This window comes from Pseudoduganella sp. GW821-FHT11H04, from assembly GCF_058807935.1.
In genome coordinates, this window is the sequence record NZ_JBXARE010000001.1 from 245,066 (window position 1) to 265,024 (window position 19,959).

Genomic DNA, 19,959 nt, shown 5'->3' on the forward strand with positions numbered 1-19,959 from the left:
TGACCGGGCATTTTTTATTTTGAAACGCATCGCATTAGGCATCCAGTACAACGGCGCCGACTGGCTTGGCTACCAGATCCAGCCGCACGGCCAGACCGTGCAGAACAAGCTGGAGGAAGCCATTGAGCGCTTCGCCTGCGTCAAGCTGGGCACCACTTGTGCCGGCCGCACCGACGCCGGCGTGCATGCGCTGAACCAGGTGGTGCACTTCGACACCGAACTCGATCGCGCCGAACACGCCTGGGTGCGCGGCATCAACGCCTTCCTGCCTGAATCGATCGGCGTGCGCTGGGCGCGCTACCTGCCCGAGGCGCCTACGCCGGAGCAGGAATTCCACTCCCGTTTCAGCGCCCGTTCCCGCACTTACCACTACCTGCTGTATAACAACCAGGTGCGTTCGCCTCTGCTGGCGGGCCGCGCCGGCTTCACGCACTGGAAGCTGGACGTGGAACGCATGCGTGAAGCCGTCAAGCCGCTGATCGGCACCCACGACTTCACCGCCTTCCGCGCCTCCATGTGCCAGGCCAAGACGCCAGTCAAGGAAATGCAGATGATCGGGATCGAGCGCCATGGCGACATGATCCTGTTCACGCTGCGCGCCAACGCTTTCCTGCACCATATGGTGCGCAACCTGGTCGGCTCCCTTGTCTATGTTGGCCAGGGCCGCGAGAACACCGACTGGCTGGGAGAGCTGTTGGCAGGGAAGGACCGCACCAAGTCCGCGCCGACTTTCATGCCGGACGGCCTGTACCTGTCGAGGATCGAATACGACGCAAAATGGGGCTTGCCGCAAGAAGAGCCCAGCATCCTGCCAGCTTTCTGAGGAAACCCGCAATGCCACGCACCCGCATCAAAATCTGCGGCCTGACCCGCGAAGAAGACGTCCAGGCCGCCGTTGCGGCGGGCGCCGATGCGGTGGGCTTCGTGTTTTACGAAAAAAGCCCGCGCTACGTGACGCCGCAGCGCGCGGCCGAACTGATTGCGCTGTTGCCGCCCTTCGTGACGCCGGTGGGATTGTTCGTGAACCACACGGCGCAGCAGGTGGCCGACACCGTGGCCATTGCGCCAATATCACTTTTGCAATTCCATGGCGATGAGACGGCGGAGCAGTGCGCCGCCGCAGCCAAAGCTGCCGGCCGCGCCTTCGTGCGGGTCTTCCGCGTCAAACCCGACACAAGCGGCGCTGAGCTGCTAGAATATGAGCGACTTTGCCGCGCATCCAGTGGCTTGTTCTCGGGCCTCCTGCTCGACACCTTCGTGGATGCATATGGCGGCGCAGGAAAGGTTTTCGATTGGTCCCTAATTCCAAAAGATCTCGCGCATCGGGCCGTTTTGAGTGGTGGCTTGAGCGTGCAAAATGTGACTGGCGCAGTGGCCAGCGTTCGCCCTTACGCGGTTGACGTCTCTAGTGGCGTCGAGCGCGCCAAGGGCATCAAAGATGCTCGCCTGATCGCGGAGTTCATTCGCGGCGTGCGGGCGGCAGATGCCACACTTGAGAAAGATCCGCACCATGAAAACCCCGGTTGATGCGCCTCCAGCGCACCTGTTTCACGCCTCGACTTACCACCTGCCTGACGCCACCGGCCATTTCGGCCCTTACGGCGGCTCCTTCGTCGCAGAGACCCTGAGCTACGCGCTGGCCGAGCTGCGCGAAGCCTATGACCGCTACAGCAAGGATGAACTTTTCCTCGAAGAGTTCCGCTATGAGCTGAAGCACTTCGTCGGCCGTCCTTCGCCCGTGTACCACGCCAAGCGCTGGTCCAACCAGCTGGGCGGCGCGCAAATCTTCTTCAAGCGCGAAGACCTGAACCACACCGGCGCGCACAAGATCAATAACGTGATCGGCCAGGCTTTGCTGGCCAAGCGCATGGGCAAGCCGCGCATCATCGCCGAAACCGGCGCCGGCCAGCACGGCGTTGCCACCGCCACCATCTGCGCCCGCTTCGGCCTGGAGTGCGTGGTGTACATGGGCAGCGAGGACGTGAAGCGCCAGGCGCAGAACGTTTATCGCATGAAGCTTCTGGGCGCGACCGTGGTGCCGGTGGAATCCGGCTCCAAGACCCTGAAAGACGCGCTGAACGAAGCGATGCGCGACTGGGTCACCAATATCGAAAACACTTTCTACATCATCGGCACCGTGGCGGGCCCGCACCCGTACCCGATGATGGTGCGCGACTTCCAGTCCGTGATCGGCGAAGAATGCCTGCAGCAGATGCCTGAGATGACCGGCCGCCAGCCGGACTATGTGGTGGCCTGCATCGGCGGCGGTTCCAACGCGATGGGTATTTTCTATCCTTACATCGACCAGGCCGCGACGGCGCTGGTGGGCGTGGAAGCGGCAGGCGAGGGCCTGGAGTCGGGCAAGCATGCTGCTTCGCTGACGGCCGGCTATCCGGGCGTCTTACACGGCAACCGTACCTACCTGCTGCAGGATGATGGCGGCCAGATTATCGAAACGCATTCGGTGTCGGCTGGCCTGGATTATCCGGGCGTGGGGCCTGAGCACTCCTACCTGAAGGATTCGGGACGCGCGCAATACGTGTCGATCACCGATGACGAGGCATTGCAGGCTTTCCATGACTGCTGCCATATCGAGGGGATCATTCCTGCGCTGGAGTCTTCGCACGCGCTGGCCTATGCGGCCAAGCTGGCGGCGACCCTGCCGAAGGATAAGATCATCCTGGCCAACCTGTCGGGCCGTGGCGACAAGGATATGCATACCGTCGCGCAGCGCGCCGGCCTGCAGTTCTAAAACCGGTAAACCGGTGTCTGACCCGCAGGGTCAGACATCCGACCCGCGACCGCCGCGTACCAAGTGTCCGACCCTGCGGGTCAGACACTGCTCTACCGGTTTGAAAGGAAAAAACATGACTCGTATCGCAGCAACCTTCGCCGCCCTGAAAGCGCAAAACAAGAAAGCCCTGGTCACCTTCATTACCGCGGGCGACCCTGACCCAGGCCACACCGTGGCACTGATGCACGCCTTGGTGGAAGGCGGCGCCGACATCCTCGAACTCGGCATCCCATTCTCCGACCCAATGGCGGAAGGCCCGGTCATCCAGCGCGCCTGCGAGCGCGCATTGGCAAAGGGCGTCGGCATCCGCGACTGCTTCGACTTCGTGCGCGAATTCCGCAAGACCAACAGCACCACCCCGGTGGTCCTGATGGGTTACGCCAACCCGATCGAGCGCCTGGGCGCCGACGCCTACATCGACGCCAGCAGCTCCGCCGGCGCCGACGGCGCCATCGTGGTCGACTATCCGCCGGAAGAATGTGAGGTATTCGCCGCCAAAATGCGCGCGGCTGGGCAGGACCTGATTTTCCTGCTGGCCCCCACCTCGACCGAACAGCGCGTGCAGCAAGTAGCGCGTGTCGGCAGCGGCTTCACCTACTATGTGTCGCTGAAAGGCGTCACCGGCGCCGGCCATATCGATACCGAAGACGTGGCGCGCCGCTTGGACATGATCCGCAAGCACGTCCAGCTGCCGCTGGGCGTCGGCTTCGGCATCCGCGATGCGGAAACTGCGCGGGCCGTGGCCAGCGTGGCCGACGCGGTCGTGATCGGCAGCCGCATCATCCAGGAAATCGAGACGGCAGGGCCGGAAAACGCTGTAAAATCAGTACGATCGTTCGTTTCCGGTATTCGCCACGCACTCGACGAAAAGCGTTAATCGTAGAGCAAGATTCTGCCTGTTTAGTTCGACAGGACAGGCAGAAACGGCTACACTTCCGGCCTAAGTTAGTGCAAGAGGAGAAATATATGAGCTGGTTGGAAAAATTACTGCCACCGCGCATCCAGCGCTCGGACGCTGCCGCTCGCAAGACAATGCCTGAAGGCCTGTGGGTCAAATGCCCATCCTGCGAGGCAGTTCTGTACCGTACCGACCTGGAGTCGAACCTGCATGTCTGCCCTAAGTGCGACCACCACATGCGTATCCGCGCGCGCGAGCGCCTGGATGCACTGCTGGACGCCGGCGGCCGTTATGAAATCGGCCAGGAGACCCTGCCGGTCGACACGCTGAAATTCAAGGACAGCAAGAAATACCCTGATCGCCTGAAGCAGGCGATGGAAGCCACTGGCGAAACCGATGCCCTGATCGCGATGGGCGGCTCGATCATGAGCCTGCCGGTTGTCGTAGCGTGCTTCGAATTCGAATTCATGGGCGGCTCCATGGGTTCCGTGGTTGGCGAACGTTTCGCCCGCGCGGCCCAGGTAGCGCTGGAACAGAAAGTGCCGTTCATCTGCGTGACCGCTACCGGCGGCGCACGTATGCAGGAAGGCCTGCTGTCCCTGATGCAGATGGCGAAAACCACTGCGATGCTGACCAAGCTGGCCGAGAAGAAGCTGCCGTTCATCTCCGTGCTGACCGACCCGACCATGGGCGGCGTGTCCGCATCGTTCGCCTTCATGGGCGACGTGGTGATGGCCGAGCCGAAAGCGCTGATCGGCTTCGCCGGTCCACGCGTGATCGAAAACACCGTGCGTGAAAAGCTGCCGGAAGGCTTCCAGCGTTCCGAGTTCCTGCTGACCAAGGGCGCGATCGACATGATCGTGGACCGCCGCCAGATGCGCGAAGAAATCGCTCGCCTGCTGGCCCTGATGCAGAACCAGGCCGCAGAAGTGCTGGCCTAAGCTTCAACTCTAGTTTTACCCGGCGCGCGCAGCCTCCTGCGCTGCGCGCCCAACACCCTCCTGGCGATAATGTCCAATCTCCCGAATACCCTCCCAGAATGGCTTGCGCTGATCGAATCGCGCCACGCCGAAACCGTCATCAACATGGGCCTGGAACGCGTACGCGCGGTCAAGGAACGCATGGCATTGCAGTTCAAATGCCCCGTCATCATGGTGGCCGGCACCAATGGCAAGGGCTCGACCTGCGCCATGCTGGAATCGATCCTGCTGCAGGGCGGCTACCGTGTCGGCCTGTACATCAAGCCGCACTTCTTGCACTTCAATGAACGTGCGCGCCTGAACGGCGACATGGCGAGCGATGAGCAGCTGGTGGAGAGTTTCAATTTCGTCGAGCGCGCGCGAGGCGATATTTCGCTGACGTATTTCGAATTTACCACCCTGGCGATCATGCACCTGATGTCGCAGGCGACGCTGGATGTGGTCATCCTGGAAGTGGGCCTGGGCGGACGCCTGGATGCGGTCAATGTGATCGACGCCGACGTGTCCATCGTGACCAGCGTCGACATTGACCACGTTGATTACCTTGGCGGCACGCGCGAGCAGATCGGCTTTGAAAAGGCCGGCATTTTCCGCACCGGCAAGGTCGCCATTTGCAGCGACCCGGTGCCGCCGCAGTCGCTGATCGACCACGCCATGGAAATCGGCGCCGACCTGTGGCTGATGGGCCGCGACTTCAACTACGCGGGCGACAAGCAGCAATGGAATTACGGCGGCCGTTCGCAGCGCCGCAATTCGCTCGCTTACCCGGGCTTACGCGGCGCGAACCAGCTGCTGAATGCCTGCGCCGCTCTCGCAGCACTCGAAGCGCTGAAGATGGAACTGCCGGTTGGCGCGCAGGAAGTGCGTACCGGCCTGGTGATGGTGGAGCTGCCGGGCCGCTTCCAGGTGCTGCCGGGCCGTCCGACTGTGATTTACGATGTGGCGCACAACCCGCACGCAGCAGCTGCGCTGGCGCAGAACGTGGGCAATATGGGCTTCAGCCCGTACACCTTCGCAGTGTTCGGCTCCATGCACGATAAGGACATCGACGGCGTGATCAAAGCCATGGCGCCATGCGTTGACCACTGGTGTCTTACCAACTTACCATCGTCGCGCGCGGCCACTGCTTCCGAGCTGGCAGGCAAAGTGCAGGCGATTGAGCCGAAAATCGGTGAAAAAACCGTCAATATTTTCGATGATCCAGGTCAGGCATTCGCAAATGCGATGAGCCGCGCGGGCGAGAATGATAGAATTGTGGTCTTTGGATCATTCCTGACCGTCGCCGGCGTCATGGCGGCGAAAAAATCCTCACTCCACTGAGAAAATTCCGCATGGGCTTGTTATCGAAATTTGGCAAAGACAAGCAAGATGCTGCTGGTGAAGACAGCGGCTACTACCGCGCACAGGACGACAGGGCCCTGGATGAAAAGGCCCGTTCCAAGCGCGCATCCAGCGCCGGCGCCGACGCGGCTCCGCGCCGCGGTGCCGGCAAAAATGCCCAGGATCCCGTACTGCCAGAGAAAAAGCGTGCACGCCGCCGTCTGGTAGGCGCCATTGCGCTAGCTTTGGCAGTGGCCATCGGCCTGCCGATGCTGCTCGATTCCGAACCTAAATCGTCGGTGTCGGATATCGCCATCAATATGCCTTCGAAGGACAAGCCGGGCGAACCGCTGAATGGCGGTCCTGCCAGCGCACCGGCTCCGGTGCCAGCTATCGGGCAGCCTGCCGCTCCTGCTCCTGTTCCTGCTCCGGCGCCGTCCTCGCGTACGGTCGCTCCGGTTGCAGCCGCCGGCGCTGCCCTCGACAAGGGCGAAGAAATTGTCCACGTGCCGAGCAAGCCGGCCGTGACCGAACCTGTGAAGCCGCCAAAAGCGGCCGATCCAAAAGCGACCGAGCCAAAAGTCGCCAAGGCCGAAGTAAAACACCCAGAACCGAAGCCGGAGCCGAAGAAACCGGAAGCCAAGCCTGCACTGTCCGACGATGCGCGCGCCATGGCTATCCTGGAAGGCAAGGCCGCCGAAGCAGCGCCATCGACCAAGTTTGTGATCAAGGTCGGCGCCTTCGCCGCGAAAGAAAAAGTGGAAGAGCTGCAGCGCAAGCTGGGCGACGCCGGCATCAAGTCCTATGCGCAAAAGGTCACCACCGCCAATGGCGAATTGACCAGCGTGCGAGTCGGTCCGTTCCCGAACAAGGAAGAAGCCGAAAAGGTCAAAGCCAAGCTGGTCAAACTGGGCCTGAACGGCAGCCTGGCCCCGGCCTGACAGGATGATTTGAGGCTGCGCTGACGTGACGATTTTCGATTACCTGGTTATTTTCGTGCTTGCCTCCTCCGTCATTATCGGTACCCTGCGCGGCCTGGTCAAAGAAGTACTGTCGCTGGCCGGCTGGATAATAGCCTTTGTCGTCGCCAACGCTTACGGACCATGGCTGGCCGCCATGCTGCCGGAGGCCATCCCGGGCGCCGTGGTGCGCCTGATCGTTGCCTTCATTGCACTGTTTATCGGTGCGCGCATCCTCCTTGCCCTGGTGACCATGGCGATCGAGGCGCTGATCGAAGCGGGCGGCCTGTCACTGGCAGACCGCGGCCTGGGAAGCTTGTTTGGCCTGGCTCGGGGCATTGTGATTGTGCTGGCCGGCGTCATATTGGCAGGGATGACATCCATGCCGAAGCAGGATTTCTGGAAGAACGCGCTGTTGAGTCCCATGGCGGAATCCGGCGTGCGCACCGTAAAACCATTCCTGCCCGCCGATATGGCGCAGCATGTCCATTTTTAGAATTCGTTAAATCCGCAGTACCAAGTTTAGGAGCACACCATGTGTGGCATCGTCGGCGTCGTATCCCACCAACCAGTCAACCAGATGCTGTATGACGCGCTGCTGCTGTTGCAGCATCGCGGCCAGGACGCGGCAGGTATCGCAACCAACCAAAGCAACACGTTCTCCATGCACAAGGCCAATGGCCTGGTGCGCGACGTGTTCCGCACTCGGAATATGCGTTCGCTGAACGGCACCTCCGGTATCGGCCATTGCCGCTACCCGACCGCCGGTTCTTCCAGCGAAGAAGAAGCGCAGCCGTTCTACGTCAACGCGCCGTTCGGCATCACCCTGGCGCACAACGGCAACCTGACCAACTGGGAACAGCTCAAGGACGAGATGTTCAAGAATGACCGCCGCCACATCAACACCGATTCCGATTCGGAAGTGCTGTTGAACGTGCTGGCGCACGAGATCCAGAAGGCATCCACCGACGTTCACCTGACCCCGGCCAACATCTTCCAGGCCGTGACGGTGCTGATCAAGCGCGTGCGCGGCGGCTATGCTGCGGTGGCGCAAATCGCAGGCAGCGGCATGCTGGCCTTCCGCGACCCGAACGGCATCCGTCCGCTGTGCCTGGGTATCAACGAAACCCCGGAAGGCAAGGAGTACATGGTTGCTTCGGAATCCGTGGCGCTGGAAGGCATGGGCTTCCGCTTCGTGCGCGACGTGCTGCCGGGCGAAGCGATCTTCATCGACGACGACAACAACCTGCACGCACAGATCTGCGCCGAGAATCCAAAGCTGAATCCATGCGTGTTCGAATACGTGTACCTGGCGCGTCCTGATTCCGTGATCGACGGCGCCTCCGTGTACAACACCCGCCTGAAGATGGGCGAGTACCTGGCCGACAAGATCAAGCGCGAAGGCCTGGCTGAAGGCGTGGACGTCGTCATGCCTATTCCTGACTCCTCGCGTCCTGCCGCAATCCAGTTGGCGATGCGCCTGGGCGTGGATTACCGCGAAGGCTTCATCAAGAACCGCTACATCGGCCGCACCTTCATCATGCCGGGCCAGGCGATGCGCAAGAAGTCCGTGCGCCAGAAGCTGAACGCCATCGGCGACGAATTCAAGGACAAGGTTGTACTGCTGGTGGACGACTCCATCGTGCGCGGCACCACCTCCCGTGAGATCGTGCAGATGGCGCGCGAAGCCGGCGCCAAGAAAGTGATCTTCGCCTCCGCCGCGCCGCCAGTGCTGTACCCGAACGTGTACGGCATCGACATGCCTACCCGCGACGAACTGATCGCCCACGGCCGCACCGTGCAAGAGATCTGCGAAGAAATCACCGCCGACGCGCTGGTCTACCAGGACCTGGAAGACCTGAAGAAATCCATCGCCGACGTGAACCCTGCGCTGACCGAATTCGAGGCTTCCTGCTTCGACGGCAAGTATATCACCGGCGACGTGTCGGCCGAGTACCTGGACCGCATCGAACAGGCTCGCCACAATCCGACCAAGGCCAAGGTTGCTGAAGACGCGGCACGTACGCAACTGAACCTGAACACCGCCAACACGGAATCCTGATGAAGAACTACGGCTTCACGACCACCATCCTGCATAACGACCGCCAGAAAGGCATCGAGCACGGCTCGCTGCACAAGCCGATCCACACTTCGGTCACTTTCGGCTACGCCGACGCACGCCAGCTGGCGTCGGTCTTCCAGGGCAAGGAGCCGGGCTTCCGCTACGGCCGCCAGGGCAACCCTACCGTTGCCGCTTTGGAGGATAAGGTCAGCAAGATGGAGCAGGGCGTGGGCACGATCTGCTTCGCCACGGGCATGGGCGCCATCGGCGCCGTGTTCCAGGCGCTGCTGCGCGCCGGCGACCATATCGTGTCGTCGTCGTTCCTGTTCGGGAATACCAACTCGCTGTGGCAAACCGTAGCGGGGCAGGGCGTGGGCGTGGACTTTGTCGACGCCACCGACGTGGCCAATGTGGCCGCGGCTTTGAAGCCTGAAACCCGCATGGTGTTCGTGGAGACCATCGCCAACCCGCGCACGCAGATCGCCGACCTGAAACGCATCGGCCAACTGTGCGCGGAGCGCGGCATCCTCTACATCGTGGACAACACGATGACGTCGCCCTACCTGTTCCGCCCGAAAGACGTGGGTGCGGGCCTGGTGGTGAATGCGCTGACCAAGTCGATTGGCGGCCATGGCAATGCACTGGGCGGCGCGCTGACTGATACCGGCGCTTACGACTGGACCAAGTTCCCGAACATCTTCGAGAACTACAAAAAGAATCCTGCGGCGCAGTGGGGCCTGGTGCAGATCCGCGCCAAGGCGCTGCGCGACTTCGGCGCCTCGCTGGCCCCGGAAGCAGCGCACACCATTGCCGTCGGCGCCGAAACGCTGGCCCTGCGCATGGAACGCACCTGCGCCAACGCCCGCGCCCTGGCAGCAATGCTGGAAGCCGACGAGCGCGTTGCGGCTGTCTACTACCCAGGCCTGAAATCGCACCCGCAGCACGGCATCGCAGCAGAGCTGTTCAAGGACTTCGGTTCGCTTTTGAGCTTTGAACTGAAAGACGGCATCGACTGTTTCGACTACCTCAACAAGTTGAAGCTCGCGATCCCGACTTCCAACCTGGGCGATACCCGCACGTTGGTGATCCCCGTCTCGCACACCATCTTCTACGAAATGGGCCCAGAGCGCCGCGCCTCGATGGGCATTGCCGACAGCCTGATCCGCGTCTCCGTCGGCATCGAAGACCCCGCCGACCTGACCCCGACTTTTTCCTTAGTAGGGGATACCGAAGATGGCGGTGAAGCGGGATTTCTGTTCGGCTGTGGCGGCTGGGTCGCGCAGCAGGTAGGTTTCCAGCATGCCGAATTGTTCGAGGCGCAGGCCAATGTCTTTGAACAGGGGCGAGAGGTCGGGCGCTTTGGTGGTGGCGACAATGTTGTTCAGCAGCGGGTCGAGGTCGACACCGCCGATCGCTTTGCCGATGCGGACGATGTCGGCCTGGTCGTATTGTTTGCCTTTGTGGCCGAACTCTTTGTACATCGCGTTCAGCAGCGTGTCGAGGCTGACCTTGCCTTTGCTGGCCTTGCGCAGTTCGACGTCCATCGCCAGGCCGGCAATCGTACCGCCGCCGTAGACAAGCAGCCAGTTGCGGTGCTTGTCCTTGACCGCTTCGCGCACTGTGACGGTCAGTCCTTGTACATTACGGGCGACGTTCTGGCCGCGCGCCAGGTTTTCCAGCTGCTGGATCACCATCGTGCGGTCCATCAGTTTGTTGCGCGCCATCGTGATCACGGTGACGTAGTCGTTCACGCCTTCCTTGAACCATTCTTCGCTTTCGTTCTTCGGCACCAGCGAGTGACCGTCCCAGAAGTGGGCCAGCTCGTGCGCCATCACCTTGCCCCAGATCGGGCGCGAGACGTCGCTGCCATCGTCTTTCAGGTATTGGCTGAAGGAGGCGGAGAAGGCGCCGCCGTCGCCGGTGTCGCCCTGGTTGATCACGATCAGGAAGCGGTCGGCAACCGGGCCACGGCCGTAAAGCTTCTGGTAGCTGTTCATCTGTTTGTCGATCATCGACATGAAGGCGTCGCGGCGTTTCCAGTATTGTTTGCCCATGACCAGGGTCATTTCGACGCCGCCTGCCTTGAAGGTCTCGGCATGTGCGGTGCCGAAGAAGAAGGCGTTGTTCACCAGCTCGCGGCGCGATTCGACGACGAAGGCGCCAGGCTTGCCGGCGCTGCGCCATGGCGTGTTGGCTTTCCACCCTTGCGGCAGCTCGAAGGCGACTTCGGTTTCGCCCAGCATCTTCACGCCCGGCACGATAAATAGCGGGTAGCCGACCGACATCAGGCCTTCGTCTGTGTGATAGGACACTTCTTCATTCCCGCCCGGCCATTCGTATTTGTCGTGCTCCAGGCGGATGTCATAGGAGAGGCGCAGGCGGCGGTCGCCATCCACTTCATATTCGCCTTCGCCCTTGTCGGTCAGTGCGACCGCGCTGCCGGCCATGTCGCGCACGGCCAGTTTTTCGATCAGGTCCGCCTGGCCGTTTTTCAGCTGCGGGATGGGCATGCAGTTGAACAGCACCAGTTCGCGGCCTTCGACCCAGACGTCGGCTTCAACGTGGGCGCGCTTGGCATCTTTGTCGATGCTCAGGCGGTAATGGTTGGTCTGGTTGTCGAAGGCGAACGCGGACTGCGCTGCCAGCATCGCGGCTGCGATGCAGAGTGGCTTGAACATCAAATCTCCCCGGTGGTTATGTGGTTTTGTGTGACTTTAAGTTAGCGCAGCCACCCGGGGAGCGTGGCTGCGACGAACTGCAGGATTGGCGGAATAGACTGCAGTCTTAGCGTAGCGCTTTTTCCACAACGGCTTTCATTGCGGGCATGGCGCAGCGCAGGGCGGCGTGGCCGCAGTCGGTGTCGAGGACTGTGGCTTCTTCCTTGCGCAGCTTGGCGAAGGAGATGCTTGGCGCTGGATTGACCAGGTGGTCTTGCGCGGCATTGATCGGGTAGATGTGCGCCTTGACGTGGGCAGCTGCGTCTTCCAATTTGCCGCCCTGGGCGATGTCGTGGCCGAGCACTGCGCGGATCTGCCACAGGGAGTTGTTGGCATCGGTGCCTTCAGGATCGGAGGCTGCGCTCTCGCGGAAGAATTTTTCGAAATCCTTTGGCGCGGTGCGTGCGCTGCGGTGGGCCGGGCTGTCGAAGTTCATGGCGAACAGCAGGTTGTACATCGGCAGGGCCGGATTCTTTGCGTAGCGGCCGCCGGCATAGGCTGGTTCGTCGACCACGGATTTCTCGACGATGCGCAGGAACAGCATGTCGGAGGAGGTCAGGCGCGGGGTGCCCGCAATCGGGATAGCCACGTCCATGAAGCCCGGGTAGCTGGCTGCCCACTGGAAGGTTTGCATGCCGCCCATCGAGTAGCCCATGACGGCGCGCACGTGGTTGATGCCCAGTTTTTCAGTCAGCAGCTTGTGCTGGCTTTCCACCATGTCGCGCATGGAGAATTGCGGGAAGGCTGGGCCGGCCTGGGTCTTGCTGTTGGAGGGCGAGCAGGAAACGCCGTTGCCCAGCGCATCGACCACGATCACATACCATGGCGCTGGATCGAACAGGGCGCCGCTTTGCAGCATGCCGATGGCGTCGCGGCTGGTGCCGGTGTGCCAGGTGGTGAACAGGATGGCGTTGGATTTGTCGGCGTTCAGGGTGCCGATGGTGCGGTAGCCGATCGAGCAGTCGTTGATGGTGGCTTTGCTCTCAAGCTGCAGGTCGCCCATTTTGGCGAATTGCTGCTGTGGCGCTGCGGCGTAGGCCGAGACGGAGGCAAATGCGAGAGTGCACAGGGTGGCGCTGAGGCGTCGGGCAAACATGTTTTCTCCTTCTTGTTGTTGATGTAAGAAGGATAACTTTGTTTGCCCGGCAATAGTAGCGTCTATGCGACAGGCTGCAAAAAACGCGGAACAGGCGGGATGAATCAGTGCCAGGTGCGCATCAGGCCGACCGCCAGGCCTTCCAGGGCGAAGTCGTCTTCCGGGTTGACGGTGATGATCTTGAAGTCCGGGTTTTCCGGCAGCAGTTCGATCTTGCTGCCGGTCTTGCGGTAGGTCTTCACCGTGACGTCGTTGCCGATACGGGCTACCACCACCTGGCCGTTGCGGGCGCTGTCGGTCTTTTTCACGGCCAGCAGGTCGCCGTCCATGATGCCGATGTCGCGCATCGATTCGCCGCGCACCTTCAGCAGGAAGTCGGGCTTGGCCGAGAACAGGTTCGGGTCGACGCTGTAGCTGGTTTCCAGGTTTTCCTGTGCCAGGATGGGCGAACCGGCGGCGACGCGGCCGATCAGCGGCAGGGAAATCAGCATGCCGGCCGGGACGGCTGGCATATCGTCGAATTCGACTTTGGCGCGCGGGGCAGGGCTAGGTTTTGCGGTGCCGGTTGCCGGGCCGCCGAAGTTGCCGGTCAGGCGGATGCCGCGCGAAGTGCCGGCGGTGATTTCAATCGCGCCTTTGCGCTGGAGGGCTTTCAGGTGCTCTTCGGCCGCATTGGCGGATTTGAAGCCCAGTTCCGCTGCGATTTCTGCGCGGGTCGGTGGGAAGCCGGTGTTTTCGATTGCATCCTTGATCAGGTCGAGGATTTGTTCTTGTCGTGCTGTGAGCTTGATCATGGCGCTATAGTGGACTGTGATTATAGACAGTCTGTATTTTTGTACAGTATGAAAGGAATTGCAAGCAAATTTGTTGCATCGGCAGAAAATATTCGGCTTAATGTCGATTCGACAACCATTGGAGGGCAGGATGGGACGGTTTGCTTTCTTGCTGGCGGCGGGGATTTCGCTTTTTGGTGCAGTAATCCATTTCGCCGCGCCTTGGCTGGGGCCGGAGTGGTACGCCTTCCTGCAGGCGCCGCCTAAGGTTGTCGCTCCCGCCCACGCTGGGACCTGGTTCGCGCCTGCTGGTGCTGCGCTCATTGGGGCCCTGATGTTCATCTGCTCCCTGTACGCGCTGGCCGGTGCGGGCCGCCTGCACTGGCTGCCGTTTGCACAAATGGCGCAGGGCACGATCGCTGCGATCTGCCTGCTGCGCGGGCTGCTGGTTGTGCCTTACCTCTACAAATTCCCCGAGCGTCTGTGGACGTTTGACGTTGTCGCGTCCTGCATCTGGCTTGCGGCCGGGCTCGGTTTCCTGACCGGCATCCTGCAGTCTTCCCGCGCCGCGCAAGCGCAAGGCGCGGCCTCAGGCGATTAGTCCGGAGATCACCAAGGCATCATCCAGCGTCCTCACCCTCAGTAGCGCCAGGGCCAACTGTTCCAGTTGCTCCGGGTTCGCGTCGCGCATGGGGCTGCGAACCGATTCGGGTAGTTTGCCGAAGCGGGCCTCGAGTTGTCGCTCCACCATTGCTGCCAAACGTCTGCGCGCCTCAGCACGCCCTTCAGCACGGCCTTCAGCAAGCCCTTGAATCCTTCCCTTTATTCGTCCTCGACGGTCTGTCAGCTCCCACATCATGTAAGCAAAACTGTTTTTGTCAGCATGCTGGTCGGCTTCGATCAGTTCGTAGATTTCCATGGTTGTCTCCGTTTGCCATGTCCTTGGTATTGGCATCATCAGATCTATGACTTGCCGCAGGTCTGAAAGTTCCCGCACATTCCAACTGCCTGCAAAAAGTTGACGCAGTAAGCGCAACTTGGCGGCCCGGCGGCGCTCGACTGAGCGGCGGGTCTGCAATGCAAGCAGGTGCGTGGCGATTGCGACGGCCGTAACGGCCGCCATCGCAGACCTGGATCGGCCAGCAGGGCGATGCTGATGATCGGCATGGCAAAGCGGTCTTGCAGGCGACTGCGGTAAATCGCCATACGCTGGGCGAAACCTTCATCGCGGCTGCACTGGATTTCAATATGGAGGCAGGCAGGGCTGCCGTCCAGCAGGGAAACAAGCAGCAAGATGTCGGGATGCCGGGCAGCGGCAGCGGAATCCGGTGTCGGCGGGGGCAGTTCGTGATCGGGCAGACAATATTGCCGGCTCCAGTCGATCTGGGAGGCGAGGTCTGGGGCGAACAGGCGCAGGAAACCTTCGGGGTGGTTCCCGGCCAACAGCTTCCAGGCGGCGTCGAACTGGTCCATGTCCCAGCATGCCAGCGCCCGGGGTAGCGGGCTTTGCGCGCCATCAGTAAACCTTGAGCCGGTGGGCAAAACCTGCTATGCTTGCGGGCTTACCTCTTCCCACACCCGTCTTGACGCCGGGGTGGGCTATATTCACAGTCCTTAAGGGAGTTATTAATGCGTCACTACGAAATCGTATTTATCGTCCATCCGGACCAGAGCGAGCAAGTGCCCGCGATGATCGAACGTTACAAAGCCAGCGTGACCTCGCGCGGCGGTAACGTACACCGTGTTGAAGATTGGGGCCGCCGTCAAATGGCTTACTCGATCCAGAAACTGGCTAAGGCACACTACATCTGCCTGAACATCGAATGCGACAACGAAACCCTGGTTGAGCTGGAAACCGCATTCAAATTCAATGATGCCGTACTGCGCCACCTGACCGTCAAGATGAAGAAAGCGGAAACCGCTCCTTCGCCGATGATGAAGTCGGTTCAGCGTGAAGACGCGGCCAAGAGCCATCGCGCCGAAGCCCCAGCAGCTCCTGCAGCGGCCTAATTCCTGACAGGAGACGGTCTGTACAACCAGCTCCGGGTTACCGCCCTGATCGCCGAACGGGATGAAATTCGTTACACCCCCGCCGGCCTGCCGATTGTGAATGCAAGCTTGCAGCACAGTTCGCAGCAGACAGAGGCAGGCATTGCCCGACTGACCGAGTTTGAAGTTCCTGCGGTCGCCGCAGGAGAACTGTCGAAACGATTCAGTCAGGCGCCCCTTGGAGGCTTGTACGAGTTCACCGGCTTCCTGGCCAAGAAGAACCGCAATAGCAGAACCCTGGTGTTTCACATCATTGATTTTCGTGCTGTCTAAACAGCGCACATTTAAATACAGGAGCCTAAAATGGCATTCGGTAAAAAGTTCGACAAAAACAAGCTCAAGCTGAAAGAAAAGCGCAAGCAACAAAACCCACTGTTCAAGCGCAAGAAGTTCTGCCGCTTCACCGCAGCTCACGTTGAGCAAGTGGACTACAAAGACGTAGACACCCTGAAAGATTTCGTCCAGGAAAACGGCAAGATCATGCCAGCACGCCTGACCGGTACCAAGGCGCACTACCAGCGCCAAGTTGACACCGCGATCAAGCGCGCCCGCTACCTGGCCCTGCTGCCGTACACCGATCTGCACCACGCTTAATTAGCGATCAGATCAGAGATCCTGGAGAAATAATATGCAAATCATCCTTTTGGAAAAAGTTGTTAACGTCGGCAACCTGGGCGACGTGGTGAAAGTGAAAGACGGCTACGCCCGTAACTTCCTGATCCCTCAGAAGCTGGCACGTCGTGCTACCGCTGCTGCTGTTGCTGAATTCGAAGCCAAGCGCGCTGAACTGGAAAAAGCTGCTGCTGCTAAGCTGGCTGCTGCTCAAGCCCAAGGCGAAAAGCTGAACGGCATGACCGTAACCGTATCGCAGAAAGCCGGCGTTGACGGCCGTCTGTTCGGTTCTGTGACCAACTTCGATATCGCTGAAGCCCTGTCGAAAGCTGGCTTCACCGTGGAAAAAGCTGCTGTGCGCCTGCCAACCGGTCCTCTGAAGACCACCGGCGAGTTCCCAGTTGCCGTGGCACTGCACACCGACGTCGTGGTGGAAGTCACCGTTGCCGTAGTTGGCGAAGCTGCTTAATCAGCGTCGTATCTACATCAAAAAAGCCGGGTTCGCCCGGCTTTTTTTATTTTCAGGGATTATTCCCGGCTTGCCGAAGCAGGTATAATGCGCGCCATGAACGCCGCACCCCAGTCCGACCCACAAGTCGATTCCCTCCGCATTCCGCCGCACTCGATCGAGGCAGAGCAATCTGTCATCGGTGGTTTGTTGCGTGACAACGCGGCGTGGGACCGTATTGCGGACTTCATGAATGCGGAAGACTTCTACCGCTACGACCACCGCATTATCTTCGAGCAGATGGTCCGCCTGATTAACTCGGGCAAGCCGGCCGACGTGGTGACCGTGTTCGAGGCCCTGAGCATGCTGGGCAAAGCGGACGAGGTGGGCGGCATGGCCTACCTGAACGCCATGGCGCAGAATACGCCGTCGGCCGCGAATATCCGCCGGTATGCGGAAATCGTGCGTGACCGCGGCGTGCTGCGCAAGCTGATCACCGTGGCCGATGAAGTGTCGGGCAACGCCTTCAGCCCGCAAGGCAAGGACGTCAAGCAGATCCTGGACGAGGCGGAAGCGAAGATCTTCGCCATCGCCGAAGCCGGCTCTCGCGGCGCAGCTGGCTGGCTGCCGGTGCAGCCCCTGCTGACTCAGGTGGTGGAGCGTATCGACGAACTGTATTCGCGCGATTCAGGCTCCGAAATCACCGGCGTGCCGACCGGCTGGACCGATCTGGATAAGATGACATCGGGCCTGCAGCCGGGCGACATGGTTGTTGTGGCCGGCCGTCCTTCCATGGGCAAGACCGCATTCTCGATGAATATCGCCGAAAACGTGGCGGTGGAAGCGGGCCTGCCGGTCGCCGTGTTCTCGATGGAGATGGGCGGCGTGCAGCTGGCGATGCGTATGCTGGGTTCCGTCGGCCTGCTGGACCAGCACCGCCTGCGTACCGGTAAACTGATCGACGAGGATTGGCCGCGCCTGACGCACGCCATCCAGAAAATGAATGATGCCCAGGTCTACATCGACGAGACCCCGGCACTGAACCCGATCGAGATGCGCGCCCGTGCGCGCCGCCTGGCCCGCCAATGCGGGAAGCTGGGCCTGATCGTGGTCGACTACCTGCAGCTGATGCAGGGCAGCCAGCCGGGCGACAACCGCTCGGCCGAGATCTCCGAGATCTCGCGTTCCCTCAAGGGCCTGGCCAAAGAGCTGCATTGCCCCGTCATTGCACTCTCCCAGCTGAACCGATCGCTGGAACAACGTCCCAATAAACGTCCCGTCATGTCCGACCTGCGCGAATCCGGCGCTATCGAGCAGGATGCGGACGTGATCATTTTCCTGTATCGCGACGAAGTCTATAACCCAGACTCGCCGGATAAAGGCACCGCCGAGATCATTATCGGCAAGCAGCGTAACGGTCCAATCGGGGCGATCCGCCTGACCTGGATCGGTGCGTACACCAAGTTTGGCAATTACACCGGTAACCTGTCGATCTACCAAGGCGATTGATTACCAGGCTGGCCACGCTGGGTGGCTATGCTGCAGTACCAACGAATCAACCAACGGAGAACAAAAATGTTTGGACGCTTGATGCCCTCGGAGGGCAAATTCTTTGACATGTTTAACCAGCACGCCGATCTGTGCGTGAAGGGCGCCAAAGAGATGCTGGGCCTGATGGCTAACTTCGACGACCTCGAAAATCGCGTGCACGCTATTGAAAGTCTCGAAAAGCAGGCTGACAAGATCACCTACCAGGCGGTGGACCTGCTGCACAAGACCTTCATCACCCCACTGGACCGCGACGACATCCACAAGCTGATCACCAAGATGGACGACATCCTGGACCTGATGGAAGACGCCGCACAGACCGTGTCCCTGTACGACCTGCACTCCGTGACTCCGGAAGCCAAGCGCCTGGCCGAACTGGTCCTGGCATGCTGCGAAAAAGTGAAAGAAGCCGTGGCCCTGCTGTCGAACATGAACAACGCTTCCAAGATCGTCGGCATCTGCGAAGAGATCGACCGCCTGGAATCGGACGCCGACCACGTGATGCGCGCTGCAATGTCCAAGCTGTTCCGCGACGAACCGGACGTGCGTAACCTGATCAAGATGAAGGCAATCTACGAGATCCTGGAAACCGTGACCGACCGCTGCGAAGATGTTGCCAACATCATCGAAGGCATCATCGTCGAAAACGCATAAGAAAAGACTACTTCCATGAACAACCTGGAAATTGGCATCTACGCGCTGTCGGCTTTGGTCTTCCTGGCGCTGGTGTTCGACTTCATGAACGGCTTCCATGATGCCGCGAATGCGATCGCCACGGTGGTCTCCACCGGCGTGCTGAAGCCGCAGACCGCGGTAGCCATGGCGGCGTTTTTCAACTTCGTGGCGATTTTCGTCGTCGGCCTGAAGGTGGCGCAAACCATCGGTAAAGGCACGATCGATCCGCATGTGGTGGACCACTATGTGATCTTTGGCGCCCTGTGCGGCGCCGTGATCTGGAACGTGATCACCTGGTACTACGGCATTCCATCGTCGTCCTCGCACGCGCTGATCGGCGGCCTGGTGGGCGCAGCGGTAGCCAAAGCCGGTACCGGCGCGCTGATCGGCAAAGGCCTGATTACCATCGTGGAATTCATCGTGCTGGCGCCGCTGCTCGGCTTTGTGCTCGGTTCCCTGATCATGCTGATCGTGTCGTGGGTGTTCGTTAAATCGACGCCGCGCAAGGTCGACACCTGGTTCCGTCGCCTGCAGCTGGTCTCCGCGGCCGGCTATTCGCTGGGCCACGGCGGCAATGACGCGCAAAAGACCATGGGTATCATCTGGATGCTGCTGATCGCTTCGGGCCACGTGGCGGCGACGGATGCATCGCCACCGGTCTGGGTCATCATCGCTTGCTACGGCGCGATTTCGTTCGGCACCCTGTTCGGCGGCTGGCGTATCGTCAAGACCATGGGCCAGAAAATCACCAAGCTGAAACCGGTGGGCGGCTTCTGCGCCGAGACCGGCGGTGCGATCACCCTGCTGATGGCGTCCTTCCTGGGCGTGCCTGTGTCGACCACCCACACCATCACCGGCGCTATCGTCGGCGTGGGCTCGTCGCAGAAAATGTCGGCTGTGCGTTGGGGTGTGGCTGGCAATATCGTCTGGGCGTGGATATTCACCATCCCTGCATCGGCCTTCGTCGGTGCGATTTTCTGGTGGCTCGGTACCAAGATCATGTAAATGATTTTAAAAAAGGGGAGGCT

22 protein-coding genes and 1 pseudogene are annotated in these 19,959 nt (G+C 60.7%); 19 read left to right on the plus strand and 4 right to left on the minus strand.

Annotated elements, in window-relative coordinates:
* Window positions 1–19 precede the first annotated feature (19 nt).
* From truA to AC1RTP_RS01200, 11 genes and pseudogenes are all read left to right on the plus strand, one after another.
* Window positions 20–823, plus strand: coding sequence for a tRNA pseudouridine(38-40) synthase TruA (truA, locus tag AC1RTP_RS01150; protein WP_498604142.1), 804 nt, complete (start codon window positions 20–22; stop codon window positions 821–823).
* Window positions 824–834: 11 nt separating this feature from the next.
* The gene (locus AC1RTP_RS01155; RefSeq protein ID WP_498604143.1) at window positions 835–1,527 is read left to right on the plus strand and encodes a phosphoribosylanthranilate isomerase; all 693 of its coding nucleotides are present in this window, start codon (window positions 835–837) and stop codon (window positions 1,525–1,527) included.
* Window positions 1,511–2,752, plus strand: coding sequence for a tryptophan synthase subunit beta (trpB, locus tag AC1RTP_RS01160; RefSeq protein ID WP_498604145.1), 1,242 nt, complete (start codon window positions 1,511–1,513; stop codon window positions 2,750–2,752). Before AC1RTP_RS01155 ends, trpB begins: the two co-directional genes overlap by 17 nt.
* 115 nt (window positions 2,753–2,867) lie before the next feature.
* The gene (gene trpA / locus AC1RTP_RS01165; RefSeq protein ID WP_498604146.1) at window positions 2,868–3,671 is read left to right on the plus strand and encodes a tryptophan synthase subunit alpha; all 804 of its coding nucleotides are present in this window, start codon (window positions 2,868–2,870) and stop codon (window positions 3,669–3,671) included.
* A gap of 89 nt (window positions 3,672–3,760) precedes the next feature.
* Window positions 3,761–4,633: an acetyl-CoA carboxylase, carboxyltransferase subunit beta gene (accD, locus tag AC1RTP_RS01170; RefSeq protein WP_057259652.1), complete on the plus strand. Its 873-nt coding sequence runs from the start codon at window positions 3,761–3,763 to the stop codon at window positions 4,631–4,633.
* Between the two features lie 69 nt (window positions 4,634–4,702).
* Entirely contained in the window at window positions 4,703–5,992 is a 1,290-nt protein-coding gene (gene folC / locus AC1RTP_RS01175) for a bifunctional tetrahydrofolate synthase/dihydrofolate synthase (protein ID WP_498604148.1), read from the plus strand.
* Window positions 5,993–6,003: 11 nt separating this feature from the next.
* Window positions 6,004–6,933, plus strand: coding sequence for an SPOR domain-containing protein (locus AC1RTP_RS01180; protein ID WP_498604149.1), 930 nt, complete (start codon window positions 6,004–6,006; stop codon window positions 6,931–6,933).
* A 25-nt stretch (window positions 6,934–6,958) separates the two neighbouring features.
* The gene (locus AC1RTP_RS01185) at window positions 6,959–7,447 is read left to right on the plus strand and encodes a CvpA family protein (RefSeq protein WP_498604151.1); all 489 of its coding nucleotides are present in this window, start codon (window positions 6,959–6,961) and stop codon (window positions 7,445–7,447) included.
* 39 nt (window positions 7,448–7,486) lie between these two features.
* Window positions 7,487–9,013 (plus strand): amidophosphoribosyltransferase, encoded by a 1,527-nt coding sequence (purF, locus tag AC1RTP_RS01190; protein WP_498604152.1) that lies wholly within the window; start codon window positions 7,487–7,489, stop codon window positions 9,011–9,013.
* A pseudogene (locus tag AC1RTP_RS01195) lies at window positions 9,013–10,224 on the plus strand (cystathionine gamma-synthase family protein); the annotation flags it as partial. The gene purF and the pseudogene AC1RTP_RS01195, both read left to right, overlap by 1 nt.
* A gap of 1,089 nt (window positions 10,225–11,313) precedes the next feature.
* Complete coding sequence (locus AC1RTP_RS01200) at window positions 11,314–11,736, plus strand: hypothetical protein (RefSeq protein ID WP_498604153.1); 423 nt, start codon at window positions 11,314–11,316, stop codon at window positions 11,734–11,736.
* A gap of 61 nt (window positions 11,737–11,797) precedes the next feature.
* On the opposite strand, the gene AC1RTP_RS01205 is transcribed toward AC1RTP_RS01200, so the two are convergent.
* Window positions 11,798–12,826 carry an alpha/beta fold hydrolase gene (locus tag AC1RTP_RS01205; RefSeq protein WP_498604154.1) on the minus strand — a complete coding sequence of 343 codons (1,029 nt, stop codon included), beginning with the start codon at window positions 12,824–12,826 and terminating at the stop codon, window positions 11,798–11,800.
* 104 nt (window positions 12,827–12,930) lie between these two features.
* Window positions 12,931–13,620, minus strand: coding sequence for a transcriptional repressor LexA (gene lexA / locus AC1RTP_RS01210; protein WP_498604155.1), 690 nt, complete (start codon window positions 13,618–13,620; stop codon window positions 12,931–12,933).
* 130 nt (window positions 13,621–13,750) lie between these two features.
* Here lexA and AC1RTP_RS01215 point away from each other — a divergent pair, with 130 nt between their 5' ends.
* A complete protein-coding gene (locus AC1RTP_RS01215) occupies window positions 13,751–14,200 on the plus strand; it encodes a hypothetical protein (protein WP_498604156.1) in 450 nt (149 codons plus the stop codon).
* Here AC1RTP_RS01215 and AC1RTP_RS01220 read toward each other — a convergent pair.
* On the minus strand, window positions 14,189–14,518 hold the full coding sequence (locus AC1RTP_RS01220; protein ID WP_498604157.1) for a DUF4351 domain-containing protein: 330 nt from the start codon (window positions 14,516–14,518) through the stop codon (window positions 14,189–14,191). The genes AC1RTP_RS01215 and AC1RTP_RS01220 overlap by 12 nt on opposite strands.
* Before the next feature lie 44 nt (window positions 14,519–14,562).
* Window positions 14,563–15,072, minus strand: a complete 510-nt coding sequence (locus AC1RTP_RS01225) for a hypothetical protein (RefSeq protein WP_498604159.1) — start codon at window positions 15,070–15,072, stop codon at window positions 14,563–14,565.
* A 156-nt stretch (window positions 15,073–15,228) separates the two neighbouring features.
* On the opposite strand from AC1RTP_RS01225, the gene rpsF reads away from it, so the two are divergent.
* The 7 genes from rpsF to AC1RTP_RS01260 all read left to right on the plus strand — a co-directional run bounded on the left by rpsF (window position 15,229) and on the right by AC1RTP_RS01260 (window position 19,936).
* Complete coding sequence (gene rpsF / locus AC1RTP_RS01230; protein WP_028104933.1) at window positions 15,229–15,609, plus strand: 30S ribosomal protein S6; 381 nt, start codon at window positions 15,229–15,231, stop codon at window positions 15,607–15,609.
* Window positions 15,610–15,627: 18 nt separating this feature from the next.
* A complete protein-coding gene (gene priB, locus AC1RTP_RS01235; RefSeq protein WP_028104934.1) occupies window positions 15,628–15,921 on the plus strand; it encodes a primosomal replication protein N in 294 nt (97 codons plus the stop codon).
* Window positions 15,922–15,951: 30 nt separating this feature from the next.
* Entirely contained in the window at window positions 15,952–16,242 is a 291-nt protein-coding gene (gene rpsR, locus AC1RTP_RS01240; RefSeq protein ID WP_028104935.1) for a 30S ribosomal protein S18, read from the plus strand.
* 34 nt (window positions 16,243–16,276) lie between these two features.
* The gene (gene rplI, locus AC1RTP_RS01245; RefSeq protein ID WP_498604160.1) at window positions 16,277–16,729 is read left to right on the plus strand and encodes a 50S ribosomal protein L9; all 453 of its coding nucleotides are present in this window, start codon (window positions 16,277–16,279) and stop codon (window positions 16,727–16,729) included.
* 96 nt (window positions 16,730–16,825) lie between these two features.
* A complete protein-coding gene (locus AC1RTP_RS01250) occupies window positions 16,826–18,217 on the plus strand; it encodes a replicative DNA helicase (RefSeq protein ID WP_498604878.1) in 1,392 nt (463 codons plus the stop codon).
* Window positions 18,218–18,283: 66 nt separating this feature from the next.
* On the plus strand, window positions 18,284–18,910 hold the full coding sequence (locus AC1RTP_RS01255; protein ID WP_498604162.1) for a DUF47 domain-containing protein: 627 nt from the start codon (window positions 18,284–18,286) through the stop codon (window positions 18,908–18,910).
* 15 nt (window positions 18,911–18,925) lie between these two features.
* Window positions 18,926–19,936: an inorganic phosphate transporter gene (locus AC1RTP_RS01260; protein WP_498604163.1), complete on the plus strand. Its 1,011-nt coding sequence runs from the start codon at window positions 18,926–18,928 to the stop codon at window positions 19,934–19,936.
* The last annotated feature ends 23 nt before the right edge of the window (window positions 19,937–19,959 follow it).

Excerpts from the sequence above, each read along its gene's own strand:
- AC1RTP_RS01155 (WP_498604143.1), top strand. The coding sequence starts at position 835 with ATGCCACGCACCCGCATCAAAATCTGCGGCCTGACCCGCGAAGAAGAC.
- folC (WP_498604148.1), top strand. The coding sequence starts at position 4,703 with ATGTCCAATCTCCCGAATACCCTCCCAGAATGGCTTGCGCTGATCGAA.
- AC1RTP_RS01260 (WP_498604163.1), top strand. The coding sequence starts at position 18,926 with ATGAACAACCTGGAAATTGGCATCTACGCGCTGTCGGCTTTGGTCTTC.
- AC1RTP_RS01250 (WP_498604878.1), top strand. The coding sequence starts at position 16,826 with ATGAACGCCGCACCCCAGTCCGACCCACAAGTCGATTCCCTCCGCATT.
- lexA (WP_498604155.1), bottom strand. The coding sequence starts at position 13,620 with ATGATCAAGCTCACAGCACGACAAGAACAAATCCTCGACCTGATCAAG.
- rpsF (WP_028104933.1), top strand. The coding sequence starts at position 15,229 with ATGCGTCACTACGAAATCGTATTTATCGTCCATCCGGACCAGAGCGAG.
- AC1RTP_RS01255 (WP_498604162.1), top strand. The coding sequence starts at position 18,284 with ATGTTTGGACGCTTGATGCCCTCGGAGGGCAAATTCTTTGACATGTTT.
- AC1RTP_RS01225 (WP_498604159.1), bottom strand. The coding sequence starts at position 15,072 with ATGGACCAGTTCGACGCCGCCTGGAAGCTGTTGGCCGGGAACCACCCC.
- AC1RTP_RS01215 (WP_498604156.1), top strand. The coding sequence starts at position 13,751 with ATGGGACGGTTTGCTTTCTTGCTGGCGGCGGGGATTTCGCTTTTTGGT.
- AC1RTP_RS01220 (WP_498604157.1), bottom strand. The coding sequence starts at position 14,518 with ATGGAAATCTACGAACTGATCGAAGCCGACCAGCATGCTGACAAAAAC.
- trpA (WP_498604146.1), top strand. The coding sequence starts at position 2,868 with ATGACTCGTATCGCAGCAACCTTCGCCGCCCTGAAAGCGCAAAACAAG.
- AC1RTP_RS01180 (WP_498604149.1), top strand. The coding sequence starts at position 6,004 with ATGGGCTTGTTATCGAAATTTGGCAAAGACAAGCAAGATGCTGCTGGT.
- trpB (WP_498604145.1), top strand. The coding sequence starts at position 1,511 with ATGAAAACCCCGGTTGATGCGCCTCCAGCGCACCTGTTTCACGCCTCG.
- purF (WP_498604152.1), top strand. The coding sequence starts at position 7,487 with ATGTGTGGCATCGTCGGCGTCGTATCCCACCAACCAGTCAACCAGATG.
- rpsR (WP_028104935.1), top strand. The coding sequence starts at position 15,952 with ATGGCATTCGGTAAAAAGTTCGACAAAAACAAGCTCAAGCTGAAAGAA.
- rplI (WP_498604160.1), top strand. The coding sequence starts at position 16,277 with ATGCAAATCATCCTTTTGGAAAAAGTTGTTAACGTCGGCAACCTGGGC.
- accD (WP_057259652.1), top strand. The coding sequence starts at position 3,761 with ATGAGCTGGTTGGAAAAATTACTGCCACCGCGCATCCAGCGCTCGGAC.
- AC1RTP_RS01205 (WP_498604154.1), bottom strand. The coding sequence starts at position 12,826 with ATGTTTGCCCGACGCCTCAGCGCCACCCTGTGCACTCTCGCATTTGCC.